General features: G+C 63.3%; 12 protein-coding genes. 4 read left to right on the plus strand and 8 right to left on the minus strand.

The genetic code is table 11. The features are described from left to right. Positions 1-25: 25 nt before the first annotated feature. Positions 26-1,201 carry an acetyl-CoA C-acyltransferase FadA gene (gene fadA, locus F0A16_RS11710; RefSeq protein WP_149435589.1) on the plus strand — a complete coding sequence of 392 codons (1,176 nt, stop codon included), beginning with the start codon at positions 26-28 and terminating at the stop codon, positions 1,199-1,201. A 104-nt stretch (positions 1,202-1,305) separates the two neighbouring features. Here the strand turns inward: fadA and F0A16_RS11715 are convergent, their stop codons facing one another. From F0A16_RS11715 to F0A16_RS11730, 4 genes are all read right to left on the minus strand, one after another. After that, positions 1,306-2,190, minus strand: a complete 885-nt coding sequence (locus tag F0A16_RS11715; protein ID WP_149435590.1) for a S66 peptidase family protein — start codon at positions 2,188-2,190, stop codon at positions 1,306-1,308. Between the two features lie 693 nt (positions 2,191-2,883). Beyond that, the gene (locus F0A16_RS11720) at positions 2,884-4,332 is read right to left on the minus strand and encodes a TolC family protein (protein WP_149435591.1); all 1,449 of its coding nucleotides are present in this window, start codon (positions 4,330-4,332) and stop codon (positions 2,884-2,886) included. Beyond that, on the minus strand, positions 4,332-5,669 hold the full coding sequence (locus F0A16_RS11725) for an HlyD family type I secretion periplasmic adaptor subunit (protein WP_149435592.1): 1,338 nt from the start codon (positions 5,667-5,669) through the stop codon (positions 4,332-4,334). Before F0A16_RS11725 ends, F0A16_RS11720 begins: the two co-directional genes overlap by 1 nt. Further along, positions 5,666-7,450: a type I secretion system permease/ATPase gene (locus tag F0A16_RS11730; protein ID WP_149435593.1), complete on the minus strand. Its 1,785-nt coding sequence runs from the start codon at positions 7,448-7,450 to the stop codon at positions 5,666-5,668. Before F0A16_RS11730 ends, F0A16_RS11725 begins: the two co-directional genes overlap by 4 nt. Before the next feature lie 657 nt (positions 7,451-8,107). On the opposite strand from F0A16_RS11730, the gene F0A16_RS11735 reads away from it, so the two are divergent. Next, positions 8,108-15,580 (plus strand): carbohydrate-binding protein, encoded by a 7,473-nt coding sequence (locus F0A16_RS11735; RefSeq protein ID WP_149435594.1) that lies wholly within the window; start codon positions 8,108-8,110, stop codon positions 15,578-15,580. Between the two features lie 67 nt (positions 15,581-15,647). On the opposite strand, the gene holA is transcribed toward F0A16_RS11735, so the two are convergent. The 3 genes from holA to leuS form a co-directional block, all read right to left on the minus strand. Continuing rightward, the gene (gene holA, locus F0A16_RS11740) at positions 15,648-16,706 is read right to left on the minus strand and encodes a DNA polymerase III subunit delta (protein ID WP_149435595.1); all 1,059 of its coding nucleotides are present in this window, start codon (positions 16,704-16,706) and stop codon (positions 15,648-15,650) included. Next, the gene (locus F0A16_RS11745) at positions 16,703-17,191 is read right to left on the minus strand and encodes an LPS-assembly lipoprotein LptE (RefSeq protein ID WP_149435596.1); all 489 of its coding nucleotides are present in this window, start codon (positions 17,189-17,191) and stop codon (positions 16,703-16,705) included. Before F0A16_RS11745 ends, holA begins: the two co-directional genes overlap by 4 nt. A gap of 111 nt (positions 17,192-17,302) precedes the next feature. Continuing rightward, positions 17,303-19,876: a leucine--tRNA ligase gene (leuS, locus tag F0A16_RS11750; protein ID WP_149435597.1), complete on the minus strand. Its 2,574-nt coding sequence runs from the start codon at positions 19,874-19,876 to the stop codon at positions 17,303-17,305. A 239-nt stretch (positions 19,877-20,115) separates the two neighbouring features. Here leuS and F0A16_RS11755 point away from each other — a divergent pair, with 239 nt between their 5' ends. Continuing rightward, complete coding sequence (locus F0A16_RS11755) at positions 20,116-20,667, plus strand: zinc ribbon-containing protein (protein ID WP_149435598.1); 552 nt, start codon at positions 20,116-20,118, stop codon at positions 20,665-20,667. Between the two features lie 117 nt (positions 20,668-20,784). Further along, positions 20,785-22,149, plus strand: coding sequence for an alpha/beta hydrolase family protein (locus F0A16_RS11760; RefSeq protein ID WP_149435599.1), 1,365 nt, complete (start codon positions 20,785-20,787; stop codon positions 22,147-22,149). Between the two features lie 24 nt (positions 22,150-22,173). Here F0A16_RS11760 and F0A16_RS11765 read toward each other — a convergent pair whose 3' ends face one another. Next, the gene (locus F0A16_RS11765) at positions 22,174-23,544 is read right to left on the minus strand and encodes an MFS transporter (protein WP_149435600.1); all 1,371 of its coding nucleotides are present in this window, start codon (positions 23,542-23,544) and stop codon (positions 22,174-22,176) included. Positions 23,545-23,635: the final 91 nt, after the last annotated feature.

A 23,635-nucleotide genomic window follows, 5' to 3' on the forward strand; every position in this document is an offset into this window, starting at 1 on the left:
TATCCAGGTCAGCGGAGTCACACTCATGAGTTTGAATGCCCGAGATGCCGTGGTGGTCGATGCCGTCCGCTCCCCCATGGCCAAAGCCAAGCACGGTGCCTTTCGCAACGTGCGCGCCGAGAATCTTTCCGCCGCGATGATGCAGGCGTTGTTCACGCGCAACGACAAGCTCGATCCCGCCGCGGTCGATGACATCATCTGGGGCTGTGTGAATCAGACCCTCGAACAGTCGATGAACATCGCCCGCAATGCCGCCATCCTGACCGGCATCCCGCGCTCCGTGCCGGCGCAGACCGTCAATCGGCTGTGCGGCTCGTCGATGAGCGCGCTGCACATCGCCGTTGCCAATATTCGCGCCGACATGGGCGACTGTTACCTGATCGGCGGGGTCGAGCACATGGAGCACGTGCCGATGACGCATGGCGTCGACGTCAATCCGGCCGCCAGCAAGCACGCGGCCAAGGCGGCGATGATGATGGGATTGACCGCGGAACTGCTGGGCAAGATGCACGGCGTGACCCGCGAACAGCAGGATCAGTTCGGGCTGCGCTCCCACCAGCGCGCCAGCGAAGCCAACCGGTTGGGTTATTTCGACAACGAGATCGTGCCGATCGAAGGCCACGATCCGCAGGGCTATCGTAGTCTGATCAAGCACGACGAAGTCGTGCGAGAGGACGCCACGCTCGAGCAGATGGCGTCGCTCAAACCGGCTTTCGATCCCAAGAACGGAACCGTCACCGCGGGCACCTCGTCGGCGCTCTCGGTCGGTGCATCCGCGCTGATGGTGATGAGCTACGAACGTGCCAGGTCACTGGGGCTGAAGCCCCTCGCGAAAGTGGTGTCGACCGGCGTGGCCGGATGCGATGCCTCGATCATGGGCTACGGTCCGGTGCCGGCGTCACAGAAGGCGCTCAAGGCCGCCGGGCTCCAGATCGGTGATATTCAGACGGTCGAGCTCAACGAGGCCTTTGCCGCCCAGTCTATCCCGGTACTCAAGGATCTCGAACTGCTCGACCGGCTCGACGACGCCGTCAACCTGCACGGTGGCGCGATTGCCCTCGGCCATCCGCTGGGCTGTTCGGGAGCGCGTATCTGTACCACGTTGCTCAATGTGATGCGTCAGCAGGACACCACGCTGGGTCTGGCCACCATGTGCATCGGCATGGGACAGGGCGTCGCCACGGTATTCGAACGCGTGTAGGGTTCGAATCCGCAGTTAGGGTGTCAATCGAAGTAGGTCGTCAATCGACGCTCGCCGTCTCGCCTATGCGAGGCGGCTTTTTTTCGTCGGCTTCATCCAGAGACTCAGTCGCGGAACTGCAGTCGGCCGTCGGCGATCCGTCCCATGGCGCCATAGCGCCAGGGCAGGTTGTCACGACCGTGCCCGACGGGGAGGTCGGCGTACAGCGGTAGGCCCCGAGGCATCAGCCACGTTTCGAATAGCGTCTCTATTCTGAGATCCCCATAGGGCACGCAACTGTCAAAAGTGCCGATACATACGGCAGCCGCCTCATCCAGTGCGCCGGAATAGGCCAGTTGCCAGAGGTCGCGCTCGAGCCGGTAATAAGGTTCGCCGACGTCTTCCAGAATCACGATGGCGCCTGGCGGTGCCCGGAACGCCAAGGGCGTGCCGGCAACGCTGGCCAGCGTCGAGAGATTACCTCCGACCAGAGGACCTTCGATGGTGGCGGAGGTGGTTGCCGTAATGGGGGTCAACGTCACACTTTCGGGATTTCGCCCCACCAGGAGCCCCATCAGAGCGCCGAGGTCGCGTTGGCTCGCAGCGCGCAGGGCCTCGTCATCCGCGATGAGCTTCACGCCTTCCTTCATTACCGGGCCGTGGATCGCCGGCAGCCCATGGCGGTGGCATTGATCCAGCAGCACGCTGAGGTCGGAATAACCGATCAGCGGTTTGGGCGACAGCCGATGCCAGTCGATCTCGGTGGCCAGGTGCGCGCAGCCGTAGCCGCCGCGAACGGCCCATACGGCATCAGTATGGGGGTCGGCATAGGCCTCGTAGAGCGTCTCGAGGCGGTGGCCGACATCGCCGGCCAGGTAGCGGTGCCGCTTCTGCAGTTGGGCGGGAAAACGCACCTCGATGCCGAACCGCTGCAAGGCTTCTGCGGCCTGGTCCAGTATCTCGGGACGGGTGAACGATGCAGGGGCTATCAGGCTGAACGTCGTTGACATGGGAAGCGTCGTCGCAAGCTCGTCGAGAGGAGAAATGGAATTCGACACGTTACGTCAGTGCTGCCTGTGGCGCTACCGGCTCGAGCTCCTGAATCGCGTCCGCCTGAGTCACGATGCCGGTCAGGGCGAGGCAGAACGCCTTGCTGAGCTCCCCGGCGACCGGTATGGCTCGATTTCGACATGACCCAGCTCGGGCGACCCGCAATCCGCAGGCACTTCGCGGCAACCCGGCGATATGCTGCGGGGCATCTTCACCGTCAACGCCAGGGTGGGTTTAACCGCGACCTTGATACCGGTGGGTGATGGGCTGGCATAGCGCACTTTCCACTAGATATCGTTTCTGCCCCGGGCGGCGAAAGCGTGAGCACGACAGATGTGGCCTTCGGGATTGGGCGCGAGCGGCAGTACGCCCCAGGCACTCAAACTGCGCTGTTCGGCAACGGCCCACACCATCCGATCGCGGTCCAGTGGATGCCCCGCCTGCATGGGGTCGTGACGACGGCAAGGATCACGTCGGCAGGCCTTCCTGGAACCGTTGAACGAGATTGCCACGGATATCGCAGACGACTTCGATAAGGACATGGGAAAAATTCAGGGGTGTCACTGGTTTGCATTATTTCAATTCATTCTATCATTCATGTTTAATGAGCCTGGTTCATGGAAAGTATTGCCAAATGACATTGATAGCCGAGATCAACCACTGGCCGGCACCACGGTGGCCGGTGTGCCGCTCTGCTCGATGCGGGCGAGGATGCTGGCGACATCCGTCAGGGTCGATGTGTCGAGTTGGCCGACGGCCGCGTCGAGATAGGTGCGATCCTTGAGATAGAGACACAGCGTCTCGACGAAGCGGATGCGCAGGTCGTAGAGCGAAGAGCGGGCGTCGAGCACGTCGACCAGATCCCTCAAGCCCAGCGACTCACCCCGAATCGCCGCCTGCAGGAACAGGCTTCCTGACTCCACCGAGCGCTGCAGGGCTTCGATCTGCCGCAGGTCGCCCTGCATGCTTCTCAAGCGTTTGCGGACTTCCTGCTTGGCCAGACGACTCTCGTTCTCCATCGATGCCGTGCCGGCAAGCGCCGTCAGTTGCCCCTGGCGGATGCTGGCGGTCGTGTATCCGCCCTGGTAGAGCGACAGGTTCATCTCCATGCTGGCGGTCAGGTCGCTGCTGGTGCGCAGCGCATCATTACTGTCGGCATCGCTGTAGCCGACGACCAGGTTGAGTTCGGGATAGCGGGAGGCGCGACGCACGTCGGTGTCGATCCTGGCGACACGCTGACGTTCGGCGGCCAGTTGGACCTGGACGTTATCGCCGGTCAGCGCCAGCCAGCTCTCCAGCGGCATGGATTCCGGGAGGATGGCGAGATTTTCCGGCGTATCGATCAGCACCGGATCGAATACCAGTGGCGTACCGGTCAGTCGCTCGAGATCGCTCGACGCGTTGGCCAGGTCGTTTTCCGCCGAGGTCTGGTCGGCAATCGCCTGATCCAGGCGAGACTGGGACTCCAGCAGGTTGATGCGATCGCCGATACCCAGATCGTAGGCGCGCTGCGCCTGACGCTGCTGGAGCACCAGTGATTCCCGCTGCGCGATCAGCAGGCCCAGTTTGCGCGACGCCTGGTAGGCATCGAGGTAGGTCTCGACGACCTTGATCGCCAGGTCCCGCTCGGCGACGGCGACCTGTAGTGTCGCGGCGTCCAGCTGTGCCTGGGCCTTGCCGATTCGACGCCAGCGCTCGAGGCTGAACAGCGGCTGCGTCATGCGCAGCTCCCAACGGGTATCCCGGGTCTTGCCGGCAACGCGGTCGTCGTAGACTTCGTCCGGATAGTCGTCGGGATTGTCGGTGTAGACGTTGTCGGCATCCGTGTATCGATAAGCGGCGTTTGCGTCGAGTCGCGGGCGTAGCCCGGCCTCTGCCATCGGAACTTCCTGGGCCACCGACTGGCTGTCGAGGCGCTGGCTCTGCAGGCCGCTGTCGTAGGTCAGCGCCAGGGCGACGAGTCGCGGCAGAGACGGCAGCGGGGCCGGAGAGCCGACGAGCGATGAGTTTGTCGGCGGCGTGATCTCCAGCGGCTGGGCATATGTCGGCGTGGCCAGAGCCGCCAGGCAGCCGGTCAGGATCCAGGGTCGAATGGACAGCATCACTCTTCTCGCATCGCTCGTGCCAGCATGTCGCTGAACGGTTTGAACACGTAGCTGGCAAAGGTGCGATTCCCTGTCTTCAGCATCACTTCTGCCGGCATGCCGGCCAGCAGTTGCATCGACGAGGTCATCTTGGCATGTCCCTCGTCGGTCACCCGAATGCGTGCCTTGTAGTAGTGCGTCCGCGTCGCCTCGTCTTCGAAGCTATCCGCCGAGACATGGGTAACCTCGCCCTCGATGATGTTGGAGAGACGCTGGTTGAAGGCGCTGAAGCGAATTTCGGCGAGCTGGCCAGCGTGGACGTTGTCGATGTCGCGATCGGGAATTCTCGCTTCGACGACGAATGCCTCGTTCGCCGGGACGACTTCCATGATTGTGTCGCCGGAACGGATGACCGCTCCCAGGGTGTGGACCTGCAACCCGACGACGGTGCCCGAGACGGGCGCCACGATGGCGGTCCGCTGCACCTGGTCGCGCAGGGCGGTTACCCGCTCCTCGGTATCCGTGACCTGGGACTGAACGTCCTTGAGGTCCTCGCCCACGCCCTGATGATATTCCTGCAGACGAATCTCCTTCTGGAAACCGTTCTCGCTGATCTGTGAGCGCAATTGCGCGATCTCGGCAGCGTGCTGCGCGTTCTCCCCCTGGTACTGGAGCACCTGCCGCTCGAGCTCGCGCAGGCGCTGATTGTCCCCCAGCCCCTCCTTGAACAGCGTGCGGTAGTCGGCGGCTTCTCCGGACAGCGAATGGATCTTGGACTGATTCACCTGCCGCAGTCGCTCGAGCCCGGTGATCTGCTCCTGCATCTGATGGGCCTTCTCGTCGAGTGCGGAGAGCGCATCCTTGAGCGACTGGCGACGAACCTGGAACAGCCGCTTCTGGACATCGACCACGGCCTCCACCCGGGGAGAGACGTCGCTCAGCAGGATATCGGGGAATGTCAGTGAATCGCGGTCGCTCTGTTCGGCCAGCAGTCGAACCTCGCTGGCCAGCGCGATGCGGTATTCCGATTCGGTGATGGAGAGCTTGGCCAGCGGCTGGGTATCGTCGAGCACGATCAAGGGATCGCCCGCGTCGACTCGATCACCATCTTCGACCAGGATGCGTTTGACGATACCGCCTTCGAAGTGCTGGACCTTCTTGGTCGAGGTCTCGACGGCGACCGACCCTAGCGCCACGACAGCGACCGCGAGGTCGGCCGTCAGCGACCAGAGCACGAAGCCGCCAAGCGCGAACACCAGGATTCCCAGGCCCCAGCGACGGCTGGCGTCGTCTCTGGTCGGCAACTGGGGTTTGGGGGCGCCGAGTGTCATCGGTGCGGGAGAGGCAGTCGTCATGGCGTCGGCGGCTCCAGTGCCAGGGGTGGGTAGGAGTGTGAGTCGGCGGCCTTGCCGCGGGCGCGCATCCGGATCGAGTGAACGGGGGCGTCACTCTGTCGTGAAGCGTCCGAAGCTGGCGTCGCCGGCTTTCGCGGCGGGGCGCAGGAGATCATGCGGCCCTCCTGCAGCACGAGTACACGATCGACATGGTCGAGAATGGCGGGCGCATGGCTGATGATGAATACCGTGGTGCCCTGGTCCTTGAGCTGCCGCAGACAGTGCAACAGCGCGCGCTCTCCGATGGCATCGAGGTTGGCGTCCGGCTCGTCGAGGACGACCAGAACGGGATTGCCATACAGGGCTCGGGCCAGACCGAGGCGTTGGCGTTGCCCGCCGGAGAGCACGCCGCCGGTGCCGCTGATCCGGGTGTCGTAGCCAGCGGACTGGCGAAGGATCATGTCGTGTACGCCAGCCTTCTGTGCGGCCTCGATGACGCGGGCCGGGTCGATGTCACCGAAACGTGCGATATTCTCGCTGATGCTGCCGTCGAACAGCTCGACGTCCTGCGGTAGATAACCGATGAAAGGGCCCAGTCGTTCTCGTGGCCACTGTCCGATATCGGTCCCTCCGATCCTGATGCAGCCGCTCTGGGCGGGCCAAACGCCCAGCATGACGCGGGCGAGCGTCGATTTCCCCGCGGCACTGGGGCCGACGATGGCGATGTGTTCGCCAGGGTTGGCTGTCAGGCTGAGCTCCCACAGTGTCGGTTGCGTGTCGCCGGGCGGGGTCGCCGTGACCGTTTCGAGCGCCAGCCGCCCGACTGGCGGTGGCAGTGGCATGCGCTGGGGTTCGCCTGGCACCGCGACGAGTAGCGCCTGGAGTCTGGCGTGCGCCGTGCGTGCCGCGACGAAGCCTTTCCAGCCACTGATCATCTGGTCGATGGGCGCCAGGGCACGACCCATCAGGATGGAGCCGGCGATCATCATGCCGCCCGTCAGGCTGCCCTCGATCACCAGATAGGCGCCGAGCCCCAGAATCAGCGATTGGAACATGACCCTTAGCGTTTTCGACACGTTGCTGAGGACACCGGCCCGGTCGCTGGCGCGGGACTGGTTGACGAGATAGTCGTGGTGCTTGTCCCGCCAGCGGGCGAGCAGATGGGGCAGCATCCCCATGGCCTGGAGCACTTCGGCATTGCGCAGGTTGCTCTGGGCCAGGTCCTGGGACTGGACGTGCTCCCGGTTGGCCTCGTTCAGCAGCGACTGGGTGCTCTTCTCGTTGATCCAGGCCAGCATCAGCAGCACGCAGGCGGCGACGGTGGCGAAGCCCCCGAACCAGGGATGGAACAGCGCCAGAATGGCGATGTAGACCGGTATCCAGGGCGCGTCGAAGAAGGCGAACAAACCGTTTCCGCTCAGAAACTGGCGTAACGTCGTCAAGTCGTTGAAGGGCTGGGCCGAGGGCTTGCCTGGAACTAGCAAGGCCCGCTTGAACGTGGCCTGATAGAGGCGCTCGTTGATCTGCATGTCGAGCCGGTTGCCGACCCGGACCAGGATTCGCGAGCGCACCAGCTCCAGCGAGCCCATCACGACAAACAGAAACATCACCACCAGTGTCAACATCATCAGGGTTTCGGGGCTGCGCGTCGTGATGACTCGATCATAAACCTGCAGCATATAAATCGATGGCGCGAGCATCATCAAGTTGATGAACATGCTGAACAGCAAGATGAAAAGAAAAGCACGGCGACTATTGGAAAGCGCCTTCTGCAGATCGGACTTGTCGTCGGTTTTGGCCACGGTTCTGTCTCTTGTGACATCATTTCGGAAAGTGGCGTCGAACACTGTTGGTACTTTCAGCATGCGGAAATTGTGAGGAAGTTTACAAGCGCGTTTTTGGCCGGTTTCTTTTTCTACGGTTTGACGTCATGATCGCCGTTTTGCATATTGTATTTTGTTTTTTAATCGCTTTTTTTGAGACATGCTATTTTTAATGATGGAGATGAAAAACGTGGTTCAGTAAAAATGGAGAGGTGTATTAAAGACAGTGTGCGCGTTTTTCATGATTTTTTGATATGACAATTTAATGCTGCTGTCTGATATTTTTCATTGTTGAATTTTTTTGTAAACCTGCCTTTTGTGGTGCAGGAGAAAAGATGTTGGCAAGTCGGTGAAAGCGCATCGGAAATAGACTGATATCAGATCGGTCGTGAATTTTTTCTCGTCAAATTCGTTTTCGAAGTTTTAGAAGTTTCAACTTTGCGTCGACAGCTAGAAGCGATAGCTTGCGACCGATAAGACTTTGGTCCTGAGTTTCGTTGTTCATACCCACTACGACAGGAGTTTCCCGCCAGTACCCATACGGGGTGCCGGCATCGTGTCTGCACGCGCCTGGCGAGCTTCTGTCATCCCTGGCTCGTCACATAACCACCATCACAATGCGTAGGGGCTCTATACATGTTCACGTTATCCGTCATCGATGCCCAGACCGGAGCCGTCGTCGAGTCGTTGGCACAGGGGTCTGCCATCACTCGTGCCCTCCTTGGCGAGAATCACCGGCTCGAGGTGACGCCCGTCGACAGTGGCGGTTTCGTCGCCAGCGACGTTGCCGCGATCTCCCTGACGGTAACCCACGCCACGGGTGGCCCACTGGAGTTGATGGCCACCGAGAGCCCCTATCGGTTCCTCCTGCCTTCGGACCTGGACCGAGGGTTGACCAATCTGATGCTGGATGCACAGGACGCCAACGGCCAACTGCTGGCCGGGAGCGAGCAATCGACCGACATCGAGATCGTCAACGAGCAGGGGTGGTCGGGCGACGGTTTTACCTTGCAGGGTGAATCGCTGATACCGGACGATGGCGCCTCGATCGCCGATACCGTGGTTCGTGACCCTTCCAACCCTGAAACCACGGCGGCCGCCGGGGCCGATGGGTTGTGGAACGGCTCGAGCGGCCCGGGCTATCTCGACATGGGGGGGCAGATCGGGGATGCGGCCTATTTCGAGGTGCAGGTCGAGACGGCCGGCACCTACGAACTGGATGTCCGGTATGCCGGAAGCAGCGCGAGCGGCGCCTCGCGCCCGATGTCGGTGCTCGTCGATGGCGTGGCACAGGGGAGCCTGGATTTTCCGTCGACCGGCTCGGGTACCGCGGGATGGGAGACCTGGCAGCACGCCAAGCTGACGTTGACCCTGGACAGCGGCGCCAATGTCATCCGCCTCCAGAACCTGGTGGGTGGCGGCCCCAATATCGATGTCCTGACGCTGACGGCGATAGCCGTGGACGAGGTGCCGACGTCGCTGGTGATCCAGGCGGAAGACCCCGGCCAGGTCTCCATCGTCGACAGCGGCGCCACCAGCAGCGGCTCACTGACACGAGTGGTGGATAGCGAGCATCCCGATGCGCTCGGCAACGTGGGGGCGGGGGCCCTGGGCGGGGGCTATGTCGATTTCGGTACCGACGCGGGGGACGCGGTCACTTTTCATGTCGCACCGGATGACGTCGGCATCTATACCGCTACCATTCGTTACGTCAACGGTGGTACGGGCGATCGCCCACTGCTGGTGTCGGTCAACGGTTCGGAGCCGACCCTGGTGTCGTTTCCGCCGACTGGTTCCTGGACCAATTGGAGCGAGGTCAGCATATCGGTACCGCTCTCCCAGGCAGACAACACGCTGACCCTGACACTGCCGTCGACGGCGCAGGGCGGCGTGCCCAACGGCCCCAACATCGATCAGATCAGCTTCGACTATGTCGAGGCGCTCCCGGCGGATCCCACGCTGGTGTTCTCGATCGAAGGGGAGGCGCTGGCGATCGACGATGGCTCCTCCGCCGCCGATACCGTGGTACGCGATGCCAGCAACCCCGAGCCGACTGGTGGCGGGGCCGATCGTCTGTGGGGGGAGTTTACCGGTACCGGTTATCTGGACATGGGCTCGCAGGTGGGGGACGCGGGCTCGTTCACGGTCAACGTCGCCGAGGCGGGCACTTATCTGCTGACGATTCGCTATGCGGCAAGCGGCGTGAACGCCCGCCCGATGGCGCTATCGGTGGACGGCGAGCCCCAGGGGACGATCGCTTTCGCTTCGACGGGGCTCAGTAGCGCGGGGTGGGAAAACTGGACGGAGACCACGGTCGAGATCGATCTCGGCGCCGGCGACAACGTGGTCAGACTCGCCAACATCGGCAATCTCGGGCCCAATATCGACAACCTGTCGATTCATACGCTGCCGGACGGCGGCGGTGACCCGGCCCCGGAGCCGGGAGATCGCTTCGAGGTCAAGATCAACTTCCAGCCCAGTGGGACGTCGACGCCGGATGGCTACATCGCCGATACGGGACAGGCATTTGGGCAGCAGTCACTGCAGGTCAATGGACAGACGTTCCAGTACGGTTGGGTAACCGCGGCATCGATTGCCGACGGAACCGCCAACGGCACGACGCCGATGGCGATCGCAGGGCAGGACGGCGATGCCCTCGGCAATCGCGGCGGCTCGCTGCCCGATGTCGATCCGCTGCAGGCGACCTATGCCGGCTTCGACAAACCCGGTTACAGCCAGGCCGCCGGCTGGGAAATCGAACTGGAAGATGGCTACTACGAGGTCACGATCTCCATCGGCGACAGCGGTGGCGCCTACGACAGCGTCAACCTCATCAACGCCGAGGGAGAAGCGTTCAACACGCCCTTCGCCTCGATGCGGCCGGACGGTTTCCCGGCGGACGGCGATCCGACCAACGATAGCGACGGTTACCGCTCCAGCCTGGTCACGCGGATCGTTCAGGTGACCGATGGCCGTCTGACCCTGGATTCGATCGGCGTCGGCAGCGACAACACCGAGATCCAGTACATCGAGATCCAGTCGCTGCCGGATCTGACCCCCGAGGACGATCGTGAAGCGCCGGCGGACTACGCGTTCTTCACCGACCCCAGAGCGGTGGCCGGGGTCGGGCAGCAGCAGGTGGAGGTTCATCTCCAGGCCGACGATGGCACCCTGCCGGTGGGCATCGACCCCACCTCCGACTTCTTCATCGGTATCTCGGTCGTCGAGGGGCGCGGCGGGGCGTTGCTGGAGAGTCTCAACGACGGTTCGGTGAAGCTCTTCAACACCGTGACCGGTGAAGCGGTGGCCTTCAACATCAATACCACTGGCGGTTTCGATTCTCTGACCATCTCACCGGTGGAGGAACTCGACGAGTACACCAGCTACACGCTGGTGATCGATGGCTTCAAGGATCGCGGCGACAATAACGATCCCAGCGCGCCCACCCGGGAATTCCAGAAGTTCACCACGACGTTCGTCACAGGAGGCGAACCCGCCGTCCAGGATAGTGAGGTGGCCTTCGACACCAGCGTGGAGTTGAACGGGGCCGAAGATGGCGCCTACCTGTTCAGCTCCATCACCATGTCTCCCGATTACTCCAAGATCTACGTCTCGACGCTGGGCGGCGAGATCAAGCGGTTCGACGTCGATCCGATGACCGGTGGGCTCTCCAACGAGCAGACCCTGGCGCTGGACTATTTCCAGACCGACGCCGGAGCCCGGGGCATCGTCAGTCTGACCTTCGACCCCACCGATCCCAATGTGTTGTGGGTGACCGACAACTACCCCATCCCGTTGACCGGGCGCGACAACGGCGTGCCGGATTTCAGCGGGCAGGTCAGCAAGATCACGATCGACGACACCGATGCGACGTTCTCCGGCGTGGCGGAAACCTACATCACCGGTCTGCCGCGCTCCAACGGGGATCATGTCACCAATAGCTTGGTGTTCCATGCCAATCCGGCATTCGACGCCGAGACCAATCCCGACGTGCCGCCTTACCTGCTGTATGTCTCCCAAGGCGCCAATACCGCCATGGGCGGCGATGACAGCGCCTGGGGCAACCGGCCCGAGCGGCTGCTGAACGCCGGCGTACTCGAGATCGATCCCTACCGGGATGCGCCGGCGGGCGGCTTCGACGTGTCGACCGAGCCGTTGCCGACGGACGGCTCCAACACCCGCTACGAAGACGACGACGGCGACCTCAAGAACGGTCCCATCGATATGGGGGGCGGCCAGTATCTGGTCTTTGCCGAGAACGGTACCGCGACGATGCAGGACGCCAACGGCAACGTACTGATCGACTATTACGACCCGTTCGCCCCGGACGCGGTGCTCAAGGTCTATGCGACCGGCATCCGCAACGCCTACGACCTGGTCTGGCACTCCAATGGCAACCTGTATGCGCCGACCAACGGCTCCGCGGCCGGGGGTACCACGCCGGACGATCCGTCGACCGCCTATAACGAGGGGTTGATCAACGTGGGTATCGAGGACGATTGGCTGTTCCGGGTGGAGCAGGGCGGATACTACGGGCACCCCAACCCGCTGCACGATGAGTACATCCTCAACGGCGGTAACCCGACCACTGGCACCGATCCCAACGAGACGGACGAGTATGCCGTCGGCACCAATCCCGATAGCAACTACCGAATCGACGACGCCTACTCCTTGGGGACCAATCGCTCGCCCAACGGGGCGATCGAGTACACCAGCAATGTGTTTGGCGCAACGCTGGATGGCAGTCTGCTCTTCGTCGAGTACTCCGGGGGCGACGATATTCGATGGATCTCGCTGGATGAGAACGGCAACGTGTCGAGCGACAACGTGCTACGGGACGTGAACGGCAATGTCATCAAGTATGTCGATCCGCTGGACATCATCGAGAACCCGCTGACCGGCCAGCTCTACCTCATGACCCTCAATCGCAGCACGGGTGAGAGCCAGGTCGTGCGCCTGGATCCCGTGCCTGGCGATATCATTGATCCCGGTGAAGGAGATGTCGAATTGACTACTATTGCCACCATCCAGGCCGAGGACGAGTCCCTGGCCGTCATCGCCTCCGGCGCCGGTGCCCAGATCGTGATTCGTGATGGAGACACGCCGGAACCCACCCCCACCAACCCACCCTACGGCATCCGACCGGGCGCCTTCGGAATGGACGGCAACACCGACTATAGTGACGGCACCGTGGGCGGCTACGCCGATTTCGGTTCGACCACGGCCGATTTCATCACCTTCAACGTCGATGTGAGCGCCGCCGATGCCGGCGATGCGGTGCTCAGGGTGCGCTACGCCAACGGCGGAACGGCAAACCGGCCACTGGAAGTCTTCGTCAATGACGAGAGCGTAGGCATCTTCGCCTTTGCACCTCCGGTCGGCGTCAGCGGTAACGCGGCCTGGAATACCTGGCAGACGCTGGACATTCCGGCCGAACTGCTGGCTGGCGCCAACTCGGTCCGCTTGCAGGCGATCACCAATACCGGCCCCAACATCGATCAGTTGGAAGTCCTGATCGAGGACACGACCCCGGGGTACGCGGTTTACGAGGCCGAGACGGCAGTGCTGCAGGGCGGCGCCATCGTCGTGCCCGCGACGCAGAGTGATCGTGACGCCTCGGGAACCGGTTTCGTGGACTTCGTCGGCAGCGGCGATCAGAGCATCACCTGGAACGTGGAGGTCGACCAGAGCGGTGTCTACGAGGTGGCTTTCCGATACTCGCTGACCACGGGGAAAGCCGACCGTCCCTTGGGGTTGACGGTCAATGGCGTCAACTATCCGACCGTCAACTTCCCCGCGGAGAGCCAGACGGTGAGCGACTGGGTCTATCAGACCGTCGAGATGAACCTGATCCAGGGCAGCAACTCGATCACGGTGACCGCGCCCAACGGAGTCGGGCCGGACATCGACTCGCTGGAAGTGCCCGACGAACCGTCGGCCGTTCCCAGCAATGGCGAGATCAGCGTGGTCAGCACCGACCCGGCCTTCTTCAGCGATCGTCTCGCCTTCAATTACCTCGAGGACAATGACGCCACCAGCTCTTCTCCGGTACCCCGCGAATACAAGGACAGCGGTTCGGTCGTCATCACCAACAACGGCACCGGCGAGCTGTCGGTGAGCAGCATCACGTTGAGCGGTCCCTTCAGGCTGGCGGACGCGGATGCGCTGAACGATCTCCGACTGGCACCAGGGCAGTCCGTCGAGGTGGGCGTGCTCTTCGATCGTGCCGCCTACACGCCACCGACCAGCAACGCTGCCGATGGCGTGTTCGAAGGGGTGATGACCGTCATCTCGGACGACGTCGACCAGCCGGTGACCGAGATCCAACTGGCCGGGTTCTGGCAGGCGCGTGACGAAGGCGGCTGGGAGCCCAACCTCAACGAGATCTGGCGAGTGTTCGGTTTCGGCAACCACATCGATGGGCTCTCGACGCTGGACGGCGGCGGCCAGTCGGTGTTGCAGAACTTCGATCTCTACCAGGCGGTCAACGATCAGGAGGTGCTGTCGCGCTACTGGCAGATCGCCGACGGTGTCGAATCGGCGACCGTCACCCAGTTGGCGGCGCTGCACGGCTACAGCGGGGCACTGCTGGCGCTTCACGCGCCGGGCGACAAGTCGGCCCGGACCGCGCTGAGCAACCACGATAGCCTCTACAGCCAGTCGTTCCTGCCGCAGATCGCCAACGGCGACTACGCGACAGCGACCTTCGATCGGGGTCGGATTCCCGATGGCTGGGCCGGCGACGACATCTTCGGCATCTCGGTCGCCAACCTCTCGACCGATCCGTCGCTCAACCCGTCCGGGGGCGGCACGCCGCCGGCGGAGGATGCGGGCATCGAACGTGGCTACACCGTGCGCGTGTTCCAGGCCTACGACACGGTCGGTAACGCCATCTCCAACACCTATTTCGTGGTCATGGATTACACCGGCATCAACTACGACTACAACGACAACGTCTTCTTGATCGAGGGCATCCAGCCGGCGACGCGGACGCCCTTCAACGAGACCGGCACGCCCTGGACCGTCGACAACGAAGGTCTGACGCTGGACGCGGCGCTGTTCGACGAGGGGGCGCCGCACCTGACCTACGAGGATTCCAGCGAGACCCAGTTGGGTACCCACTTCCGCGAGGGCGGGGTGGACGTTCAGGGTAACGGCGATGCCATCGGCTGGATCGAGAACGGCGAGTGGGTCGAGTACACGCTGGAGGTGAACCAGGCCGGCGTCTTCGATCTCTCCTTCCTCTCGGCGCTGGGTGCGCAGAGCGGCGCGGCACGCTCCATCACCGCCACCTTCGACGACGGCGGAGGGGTCTACGAGGTCGCCACCGTGGGTGTCGATTTCACCGGCGGCTGGAATACCTTCGCGCCCACCGCCAGCCAGCAGGTCACGCTGGAGGCAGGCGTGCAAACCCTGCGGCTGACCTTCAGCGGTGGGGCGCAGAATCTGGAGTCCTTCAGCCTGGCGCCTGCCGCCCAGTTGGCATTCAATGCTTCGGGGACGCCGTGGGTCGTCGACGACGGGCTGACGTTGAACGCCGGGTTCTACGATGAAGGCGGTCCTGAAGTTGCCTACCACGATAGCAGTGAAGCGCAGTTGGGTGACAACACCAGAAACGAGGGGGTCGATCTGCGCGACAACGGCAATTCGATCGGCTCGATCGCCAACGGCGAGTGGGTGGAGTACACCATCGACGTCGCCACGGCCGGAACCTACCAACTCTCGTTTGCCGCGGCCACGATGTCCAACGGTCGCACCGTCACCGCCAGCGTCGAGCAGGACGGCGCGACCTATACCAGCGCTGCCCCTCATGCCGTGATCAACACCGGTGGGTGGAACAACTATCAGGCCAACGACGGCATCGAGCTGGATCTGGTGGCTGGCGAGCAGACGCTCCGGCTGACCTTCAACGGCGGCGCGATGAACCTGCAATCGTTCACGCTGACCCCGGAGAACACTGCGGCGACTACCTCTCCAATGGCATCGACAATGGTGGCGAGCGAGGGCGATTCGAGCCTGATGCAGACCATGGAGCCCGAAGGGACTATACCCAGCGACGATGTCGCCGTGGCAGGTGTCGATCATCCGGATACGGTAGGCGTGGCCTGAGGCCTTTCCCGGTCCGCCGATCGGCCGGATATTTGCCCGGCCTGAAAACCAGATACCGGGCAGGCGACTAGCCGGACCGGTAGGCGTGGGGCATTTCGGCCAGAATACCGCGACCGCCGGACAGGGTGAGGGCAAGATCCTGGAGACAGTCCCAGATGGGAAGCGCGATGGCGCCCTTGATGGCCAGGTCGATACGCTGGGAGAACAGCAGCAGTTTGTGCAAGCGTCGCTGCGGCAGCCGTTTGAGTGCCTGCTGATAGCCGGGGCGGCGCTTCTCGGGAATTATCGGCCGCTGCGCCTTGCAGGCGTGTTCCAGACTCTGGCCCTGATCCAGGTGCTGGAAGATCGACAGCAGAATTCGCAGCTCTCGTGTCAACGCCCACAAGATGACGGGCGCTTCGATGCCTTCCTGGCGTAGGCCGCGGACGATTCGCACCACCCGGTCGCGATCGCCTTTCAGGCAGGCATCGGAAAGCGTGAAGACGTCATAACGCGCGCTACTCTCGACCCCGTTGGCGATGGCGGCTGCATCGAGACGTGCATTCGGGGGCAGCAGCAAGGCCAGCTTCTGCAGTTCCTGGTCGGCGGCGAGCAGATTGCCCTCGGTGCGCTCGCCGAGAAGGCGGGCCGCCTCCATGTCCATCGTGAAGCCATAGCGGTTGGCACGGTCGCGCATCCAGAACCCCAGGCGCTGATGATCCACAGGCCACACCGGAACGAATAGTCCCAGTTTGTCGAGCGTCTTGAACCACTTGCTCGACTGTGCCTTGCGATCGAGTCGCTGACTGGACAGCAGCAGCACATTGTCGCTGCCACTGGCCTGTTCGGCGTAGGCTTCCAGGGCCTTGCCGCCTTCCTGGCCCGGGGACTGTCCTCCGAGCCGCAGTTCGATTAGCTTGCTCGAGGCGAAGAGCGAGAGGCTGGAGGCCGACTCCAGCAATTGCGTCCACTGAAAGCCCGACTCGACGTGCATGACTTCCCGCTCCTCGACACCTCGCTCGCGCGCGACACGACGAACGGCGTCACAAGCCTCGAGGTGTATCAGCGGCTCGTCTCCAGCGATCATTATCACTGGCGGCAGGCGCTTTTTGAGCGACTCTTCCAGCTTGTCGGGAAAGACCTTCATGGTGTCTCGAGTGCGTCCAGCCGATCGATCAACTGAGTGGCCGCGTCGCGTCGCAATTGCTTGATGGCATCGGTGCGCGCCTCTTCGCCGGAATAGATATCATCGGTGGAGAGCAGCACCGTCGTCGACACCTCGAGCTGCTGCTGGTTGAGCAGGTAGGCGCTGTCCGAGACGCGCTGGACCGAGAACGGGGCGGTCAGGGTGATCGATGTCTCCCGGCTGCCGGAATCGGATCGCGTCAGCCGATTCTCGCCAATCCTCTCATCGCCGAGGTTGACGCGCAGGTCGGCATTCTCCACGACCCGCGTGCCAGCGCTCTCGAGCGAGCGGCGGACTTCCTCGCTGAACGGGGAGACGTTGGCGTTGAGGCTGAGCTCCGAAATGCCCAGGGCCGGCTGATGCAATCCACGGAGCTGGAAGCCGCAGCCGGCCAGCACGGTCAGCGATACGGCCATCAGGCCGGCCAGAGCGGTGCGACGCATCATGAAAAGCTCCTATTCACATGACGGCACTGCTTCCGCAGTGCCAGGTGGGATTCAGTGCCGACCCGTGGGGTAGCCGATATCCCGGACATCGGTATACCGGTAGACGACCCTTCAGTTGGCAACGACATTGACCAGTTTACCGGGGACGACGATCACTTTGCGCACGTTCTTGCCTTCGATATGACGCTGGACGTTCTCCTCCGCCAGAGCGAGGGACTCCACCGTGGCCTTGTCGGCCTCTGCCGGCACGTCCAGTCGGGCGCGCAGCTTGCCGTTGACCTGCACCACCAGCTCCACGCTGGCCTTGACCAGGGCATCCGCGTCCACCGTCGGCCAGGCAGCGTCGATGACCGGTTCCTGATGCCCCAGCGACTGCCACAGTGCATGGCAGGCATGCGGCGTGATCGGTGCCAGCAGCAGAACACAGGCTTCGATGGCTTCGCGGCTGACGGCGAGACCCTGCGGTGTTGTGGTGTCGTCGAAACGCCCCAGCGCGTTGGTCAGTTCCATCACCGCGGCAATGGCGGTATTGAAGGTGGTCCGACGGCCAATGTCGTCTCCGGCCTTGGCGATGGTCTCGTGGGTCTTGCGACGCAGATCCTTCTGGATATCGCTCAGCGCGCCAACTTCCAGGGGCGCCGGCGTTCCCGTCGAGACGTGATCGGCGACTAGTTTCCACAGCCGCTTGAGGAAACGATGCGCTCCCTCGACGCCGGAATCCGACCACTCGAGAGACTGTTCCGGCGGTGCGGCAAACATCATGAACAGTCGAACGGTGTCGGCGCCGAAGCGATCGATCATCGCCTGCGGATCGACGCCGTTGTTCTTCGACTTGGACATCTTCTCGATGCCGCCCATCTCGACCGGCTGGCCGTCGCTGGACAACCTGGCACGGATCGGACGGCCCTTGTCGTCGCGCTCGACTTCGACGTCGGCGGGATTGAACCACTCCTTGCCGCCATTCGCGGTGTCGCGATAGAAGGTCTCGGCGATCACCATGCCCTGGGTCAGCAGACGCTGGAAAGGCTCGTCGCTGTGAACCAGTCCCTCGTCGCGCATCAGCTTGTGGAAGAAGCGGGCGTAGAGCAGGTGCAGGATCGCGTGCTCGATACCGCCGATGTAGAGATCCACCGGCAGCCAGTAGTCGGCACGCTCGTCGAGCATCGCTGCCGGATTGTCGGCGCAGCAAAAGCGGGCGTAATACCAGGAGGACTCCATGAAGGTGTCGAAGGTATCGGTTTCGCGGGTCCAGCCGTCGCCGAGGTCGTAGAATGCTGGCATCTTCTTCAGCGGCGAGCCGGAGGCATCGACCTCGACTTCCATCGGCAGCGCCACCGGCAACTCGTCGTCGGTCAGCGGTACGGTCTGACCTTCGGGGCCATACTTGATCGGGATCGGTGCCCCCCAGTAACGCTGGCGGGCGACGCCCCAGTCGCGCAAGCGGTAGTTGATCTTGACCTTGCCACGTCCCAGCGATTCCAGCCTGGCGGCGATGGCATCGAACGCGGCTTCGAAGTCGAGCCCGTCGAACTCGCCGGAGTTGATCAGGTTGCCGTGCTCGACGAAGGCGGCGGCGGACAGGTCCGGCGCCTGCCCGTTTTCATCGGCGATGACGGGTGCGATCGGCAGCGCGTACTTGGTCGCGAACTCCCAGTCGCGCTGATCGTGGGCGGGAACGGCCATGACCGCGCCGGTGCCGTACTCCATCAGCACGAAATTGGCGACGAAGATCGGCACGTTGTGGCCGGTCAACGGATGGATGGCGTGGAAACCGGTGTCGCGGCCACGCTTCTCCATGGTCGCCAGCTCGGCTTCGGAGTTACCGCCCTGCTGGCACTCGAGCAGGAACTCGGCCATGGCTGGATCGCGTTCAGCGGCGCGCTTGGCCAGCGGATGGCCGGCGGCGACGGCGACGTAGGTCACACCGAAGAGGGTGTCGGGGCGCGTGGTGTAGACATCGAGGCGCTGATCGAGGCCGTCGACGTCGAAGGAGAGTTCGACGCCGCGGGATCTGCCGATCCAGTTGCGCTGCATGGTCTTGACCTGCTCGGGCCACTCGACCTCGTCGAGATCGGCCAGCAGTTCATCGGCGTAGTCGGTGATCTTGAGGAACCATAGCGGGATCTCCTTGCGCTCGACCCGAGCGCCGGAACGCCAGCCGCGACCGTCGATTACTTGCTCGTTGGCGAGCACGGTCTGGTCGACCGGATCCCAGTTGACCGTGGACATCTTCTTGTAGACGACGCCTTTCTCGACCAGCTTGGCGAAAAACCACTGCTCCCAGCGGTAGTAGTCGACGTCGCAGGTGGCGAACTCGCGGTTCCAGTCGTAGGCGAAGCCGAGCGCCTTGAGCTGGCCGCGCATGTAGTCGATGTTCTCGTAGGTCCACTTGCCCGGTGCGACGCGGTTCTTGATCGCCGCATTCTCGGCGGGCATGCCGAAAGCGTCCCAGCCCATCGGCTGCAGCACGTTCTTGCCCTGCATGCGCTGGAAGCGCGTCACCACGTCGCCGATGGTGTAGTTGCGCACATGGCCCATGTGTAGCTTGCCGCTGGGATAGGGGAACATCGACAGGCAGTAGAACTTCTCGCGCGTCGATTCCTCGACGGCCTTGAAGCTCTGATGCTGGTTCCAGTATTGCTGGGCGGCGTTTTCGATCGCTTGCGGGTTGTACTGTGCGTCCATCGGTTCGGTCAGGCACCTTGCGTTCGGCGTGTGGGAGCGCCAGAGTCCCCGCGAAAAGCTATACTCATCGCAGACGAAAAGAGCGGGGTCGGCTTGATTTTTCAGGCCCACAAGCATACCCCAGACCCGCTGTTGCAGGTAGGGCCTGGGGGCGAGGCTCGCGCAACGAGGTTCTGCGATGAGCTGCACGGAATTCGACTGGCATCGAATTCCGCCAACGCCAGATAAAGGGGATAGCCATGGATGAGCAACAGCCACGACCCGAATCGCGTTCGCGTCTCAGTGAGGCCTACGAACGCATCCTGACTCGCCTCAAGGACGGCGGAGGAGAGCTCTCCTGGGAGAGCTTCCAGCACGAACTCGACGAGGCAGTGGCGTTCGAGTCCGAATTCGAGGAGTTCACCAAGGACGAAATGGCACTGCTTCGGGCCTGGGTCGAGCGTGACATGCGCGACTTCCGCCAGTTTCTCGCCAAGGGCGGCGAAGGTGTCGCGACCTGGCTGGGCATCGATCTCGGCGTGCTGTCGCGTCGGGTCAGCGAGGCGCTGTTCTCGATTGCCGATCGCACCACCATCGATCGTGAGCGTTTCGATGACGACCTTGAGGCGGCCCGTGCCGACTATACGGCCGGCGAGGTGGCGCTGCCGGGACGCATGAGCTGCGTGCACTGTGGCGCGGTCGTCCTGCTCGACCAGGTGTCGCGGCTGGATGCCTGTCACGCCTGCGGCCACCGCTACTTCCAGCGTGATTCAGGCGTCGCCCAGGCCGATCCTGACCACGGGCAGCCGTAGCGTGCGAGCGGGGATGCCGTCGTACGGCCCCCCGCGAGACCGGAGACTCCTGGGAACATTCGGCATCGACATAAGTCGTAACGGCATTCCACGCTGAAATCGACGAGGGACCAGATCGTGCCGAAGTCAATCCTCCCGTGGCGACGGGGTCTGCTGGCCATCGGCCTGTTGGCCGGGTTTTGCGACCCGCTTCGGGCCGATGCGCTCACCCGCGACGCCGAGTCCATGGCGAGGGCCGGATGCCCTGACTGGTTACCGCGCGCTACCCGATGTTATAGCGGCCAGGATACTCATGGCGCCTATTACTGGATCGCGATCCCCGACGGCTGGAACCATAAGCTGGTGCTCCACAGCCACGGCGGTCCACGCCCCAACGCCCCTCGGCCCGACGATCCGCTCGATATCGATCTGCGTCAGTACGACGTGATGGTCCGGGAGGGTTATGCCTGGGCCGGGTCCAGCTACCGGCGCGGCGGCTACGGCGTGCGAATGGCGGCCGAGGATACCGATTATCTGCGGCGGCTTTTCGTCGAACGCTTCGGCCAGCCCGATCGCATCTACCTCCATGGGCAGTCGTGGGGAGGCAATGTGGCGGCCAAGGCCATGGAGCTCTACGGCACGGATGCGGAGGGTCGGCACCGGTACGATGGGGCGTTGCTGACCAGCGGCGTACTGGGGGGTGGCACTCAAGCCTATCAGTTTCGCGCCGATCTGCGGGCGGTCTATCAGTACTACTGTGCCAACCATCCCTACCCCGGCGAACGGCAATACCCCTTGTGGGAGGGGTTGCCGAAGGGAAGCGACATGACCCCGGAAGCGCTCAACGCGCGGGTCGACGCGTGCACGGGCGCCGGGCTGCCGGCCGAGCAGCGCACGCTCGTTCAGCAGCGGACGCTGAACAATATCGTCGATGTCGTGCGGATTCCGCCCGGCACGCTGAAGGCACACATGCGCTGGTCGACGTTCCTGTTCCAGGACATGGTCGAGCAGCAGCTCGACGGCGCAAGCCCGTTTTCGAATCGCGGCGTGCGCTACCGTGGCTCGAGCAACGACGACGCACTCAACAAGGGGATCTCGCGATTCGACGGGGATGCCCGGGCGGTCGAGAAACTAGGCGAGGATGCCGGGCTCACCGGCATGACCGATATTCCCACGGTGACCATGCACGCGATCGACGATCCGATCATCTTCGTGGAGAACGAGTGGCTCTATCGGCGGGCACGCGAAGATAGCGGGACCGCCGACAGCCTGGTCCAGATCTATACCGACGAAGCGGTGCACAGCAAGCTCTCCACGCCGCAGTATGCCGCTGCACTGGAGGCGCTGGACCGCTGGGTGGAGCGCGACCGCAAGCCCACCCCGGAGGCGATCGCCCGCTACTGCGAGACGCGGGAAGCCAGTGTCTACGATGGGGGCTGCCATTTCGACACGGATTACGAGGTGGCCGACTGGCGCGCCAGGGTCTATGCCCGCCAGCCTTGAGCGCGCGTTTCGCGATCTAGAGGTCTAGAGTGCGGGTTGCACGTCTGGCTTGGATGGTCGCTGCCACTCGGCCTCGTCGGCGTCCAGCGCCCGGTGCGACGACTCCGGCAGGCGCAGCCCACCCCACATCGCCAGTAGCGTGATCGCGATCAGGTAGATCGCGGGCGACAGGTTGTTGCCAGTGCGGTCGATCAGCCAGGTCGCGACCAACGGCGCCGTGCCGCCGAAGATCGTGTAGGAGACGTTGTAGCAGAGCGCCGAGGCGGTATATCGAACGCGCGTCGGGAACTGCTCCGACAGCAGCACCGCCGTCACCACGCCGCAGATTACCGCGCCCACCGCCATCAGCATCGCCCCGATCAGCGATGCCCACCACTCGCCACTGCCGGCCAGCGTATAGGCGGGGAAGACCGCCCCGATGAGGCACGCCCCGGCGGTCAGTATCGTCTTGCGGCGCCCGACTCGGTCGGCATAGCGTCCGATGAATGGACACAGCGCCGCGGCAAAGAGCAGCGCGACGAGGCTGGCCAGCAGCGCCGTGGTGCGAGAGGCGTCGCCGACCACCTGCATGTAGGTCGTGAAGTAGGTCGTGAACATGTAGAACGACAGCGCCGTTACTGAGATGAAGGCGCTGAGGCTGACGATGGTGGCGCCGTGGGTGCGGACGGTCTCCTTCAGCGGTGCCTGCGGCACGGCATGCTGGGCTTTCAGGGCCTGGAAGGCGGGGGATTCGTCCAGGCGCAGGCGCATGTAGAGCCCGACCAACCCCAGCGGGGCGGCAATCAGGAACGGCACGCGCCAGCCCCAGGCGTTTAAGGCCTGTTCGGACAGCAGGGCGCTGATGGAGAAGGTCAGCGCCGCCGCGGTGGCGAAGGCCAGAAAGGTCGAGACCGGAACGAAGCTGCCGTAACGGGCCTTGCGGTGGGTCGGCGCGTGTTCCATCACGAAAGCGCAGGCTCCGGCATATTCGCCGCCGGCGGAGAAGCCCTGGACGCAGCGGGCCAGCGCCAGTGCCAGCGGCGCGAACAGGCCGACGCTGGCGTAGGTCGGCAGCACACCGATCAGGGTGGTGGCGCCGGCCATCAGCAGCACGGTGACGGACAGTATGCGCTTGCGTCCGATCCTGTCGCCGAGCATGCCGAAGAAGATGCCGCCCAGCGGACGTAGCGCAAACGAGACCGCGAATACCGCGAATGTCTGCAACAGTGCCAGTGAATCGTCGCCGGGGGGGAAGAAATGCTGTGCGATGATCACGGCCAGAAAGCCGTAGACGGCGAAATCGAACCACTCGACGAAATTGCCGATCGCCGATGCCGCGATCACCTTGCGTAGTGTGGCCAGATCGATATCGGCCGGGGCCAAAGCGGTCGCGTTGTTATTGTTGACCGTTGCCATTGCCAGTCTCCATGGGTTTCGAGCGAAGCTCTCAGCCTAGGGCGACCGGCGAATGACTATCGCCATTCAGGCGACGAGAAGTGTTCTGGCC

Origin of the sequence: Salinicola corii, from assembly GCF_008298015.1 — a bacterium.
In the GTDB taxonomy this organism is placed as follows: Bacteria; Pseudomonadota; Gammaproteobacteria; order Pseudomonadales; family Halomonadaceae; genus Salinicola; species Salinicola corii.

Coding starts and splice junctions, on each gene's coding strand:
- fadA (WP_149435589.1), top strand. CDS start 26: ATGAGTTTGAATGCCCGAGATGCCGTGGTGGTCGATGCCGTCCGCTCC.
- F0A16_RS11715 (WP_149435590.1), bottom strand. CDS start 2,190: ATGTCAACGACGTTCAGCCTGATAGCCCCTGCATCGTTCACCCGTCCC.
- F0A16_RS11720 (WP_149435591.1), bottom strand. CDS start 4,332: ATGCTGTCCATTCGACCCTGGATCCTGACCGGCTGCCTGGCGGCTCTG.
- F0A16_RS11725 (WP_149435592.1), bottom strand. CDS start 5,669: ATGACGACTGCCTCTCCCGCACCGATGACACTCGGCGCCCCCAAACCC.
- F0A16_RS11735 (WP_149435594.1), top strand. CDS start 8,108: ATGTTCACGTTATCCGTCATCGATGCCCAGACCGGAGCCGTCGTCGAG.
- holA (WP_149435595.1), bottom strand. CDS start 16,706: ATGAAGGTCTTTCCCGACAAGCTGGAAGAGTCGCTCAAAAAGCGCCTG.
- F0A16_RS11745 (WP_149435596.1), bottom strand. CDS start 17,191: ATGATGCGTCGCACCGCTCTGGCCGGCCTGATGGCCGTATCGCTGACC.
- leuS (WP_149435597.1), bottom strand. CDS start 19,876: ATGGACGCACAGTACAACCCGCAAGCGATCGAAAACGCCGCCCAGCAA.
- F0A16_RS11755 (WP_149435598.1), top strand. CDS start 20,116: ATGGATGAGCAACAGCCACGACCCGAATCGCGTTCGCGTCTCAGTGAG.
- F0A16_RS11765 (WP_149435600.1), bottom strand. CDS start 23,544: ATGGCAACGGTCAACAATAACAACGCGACCGCTTTGGCCCCGGCCGAT.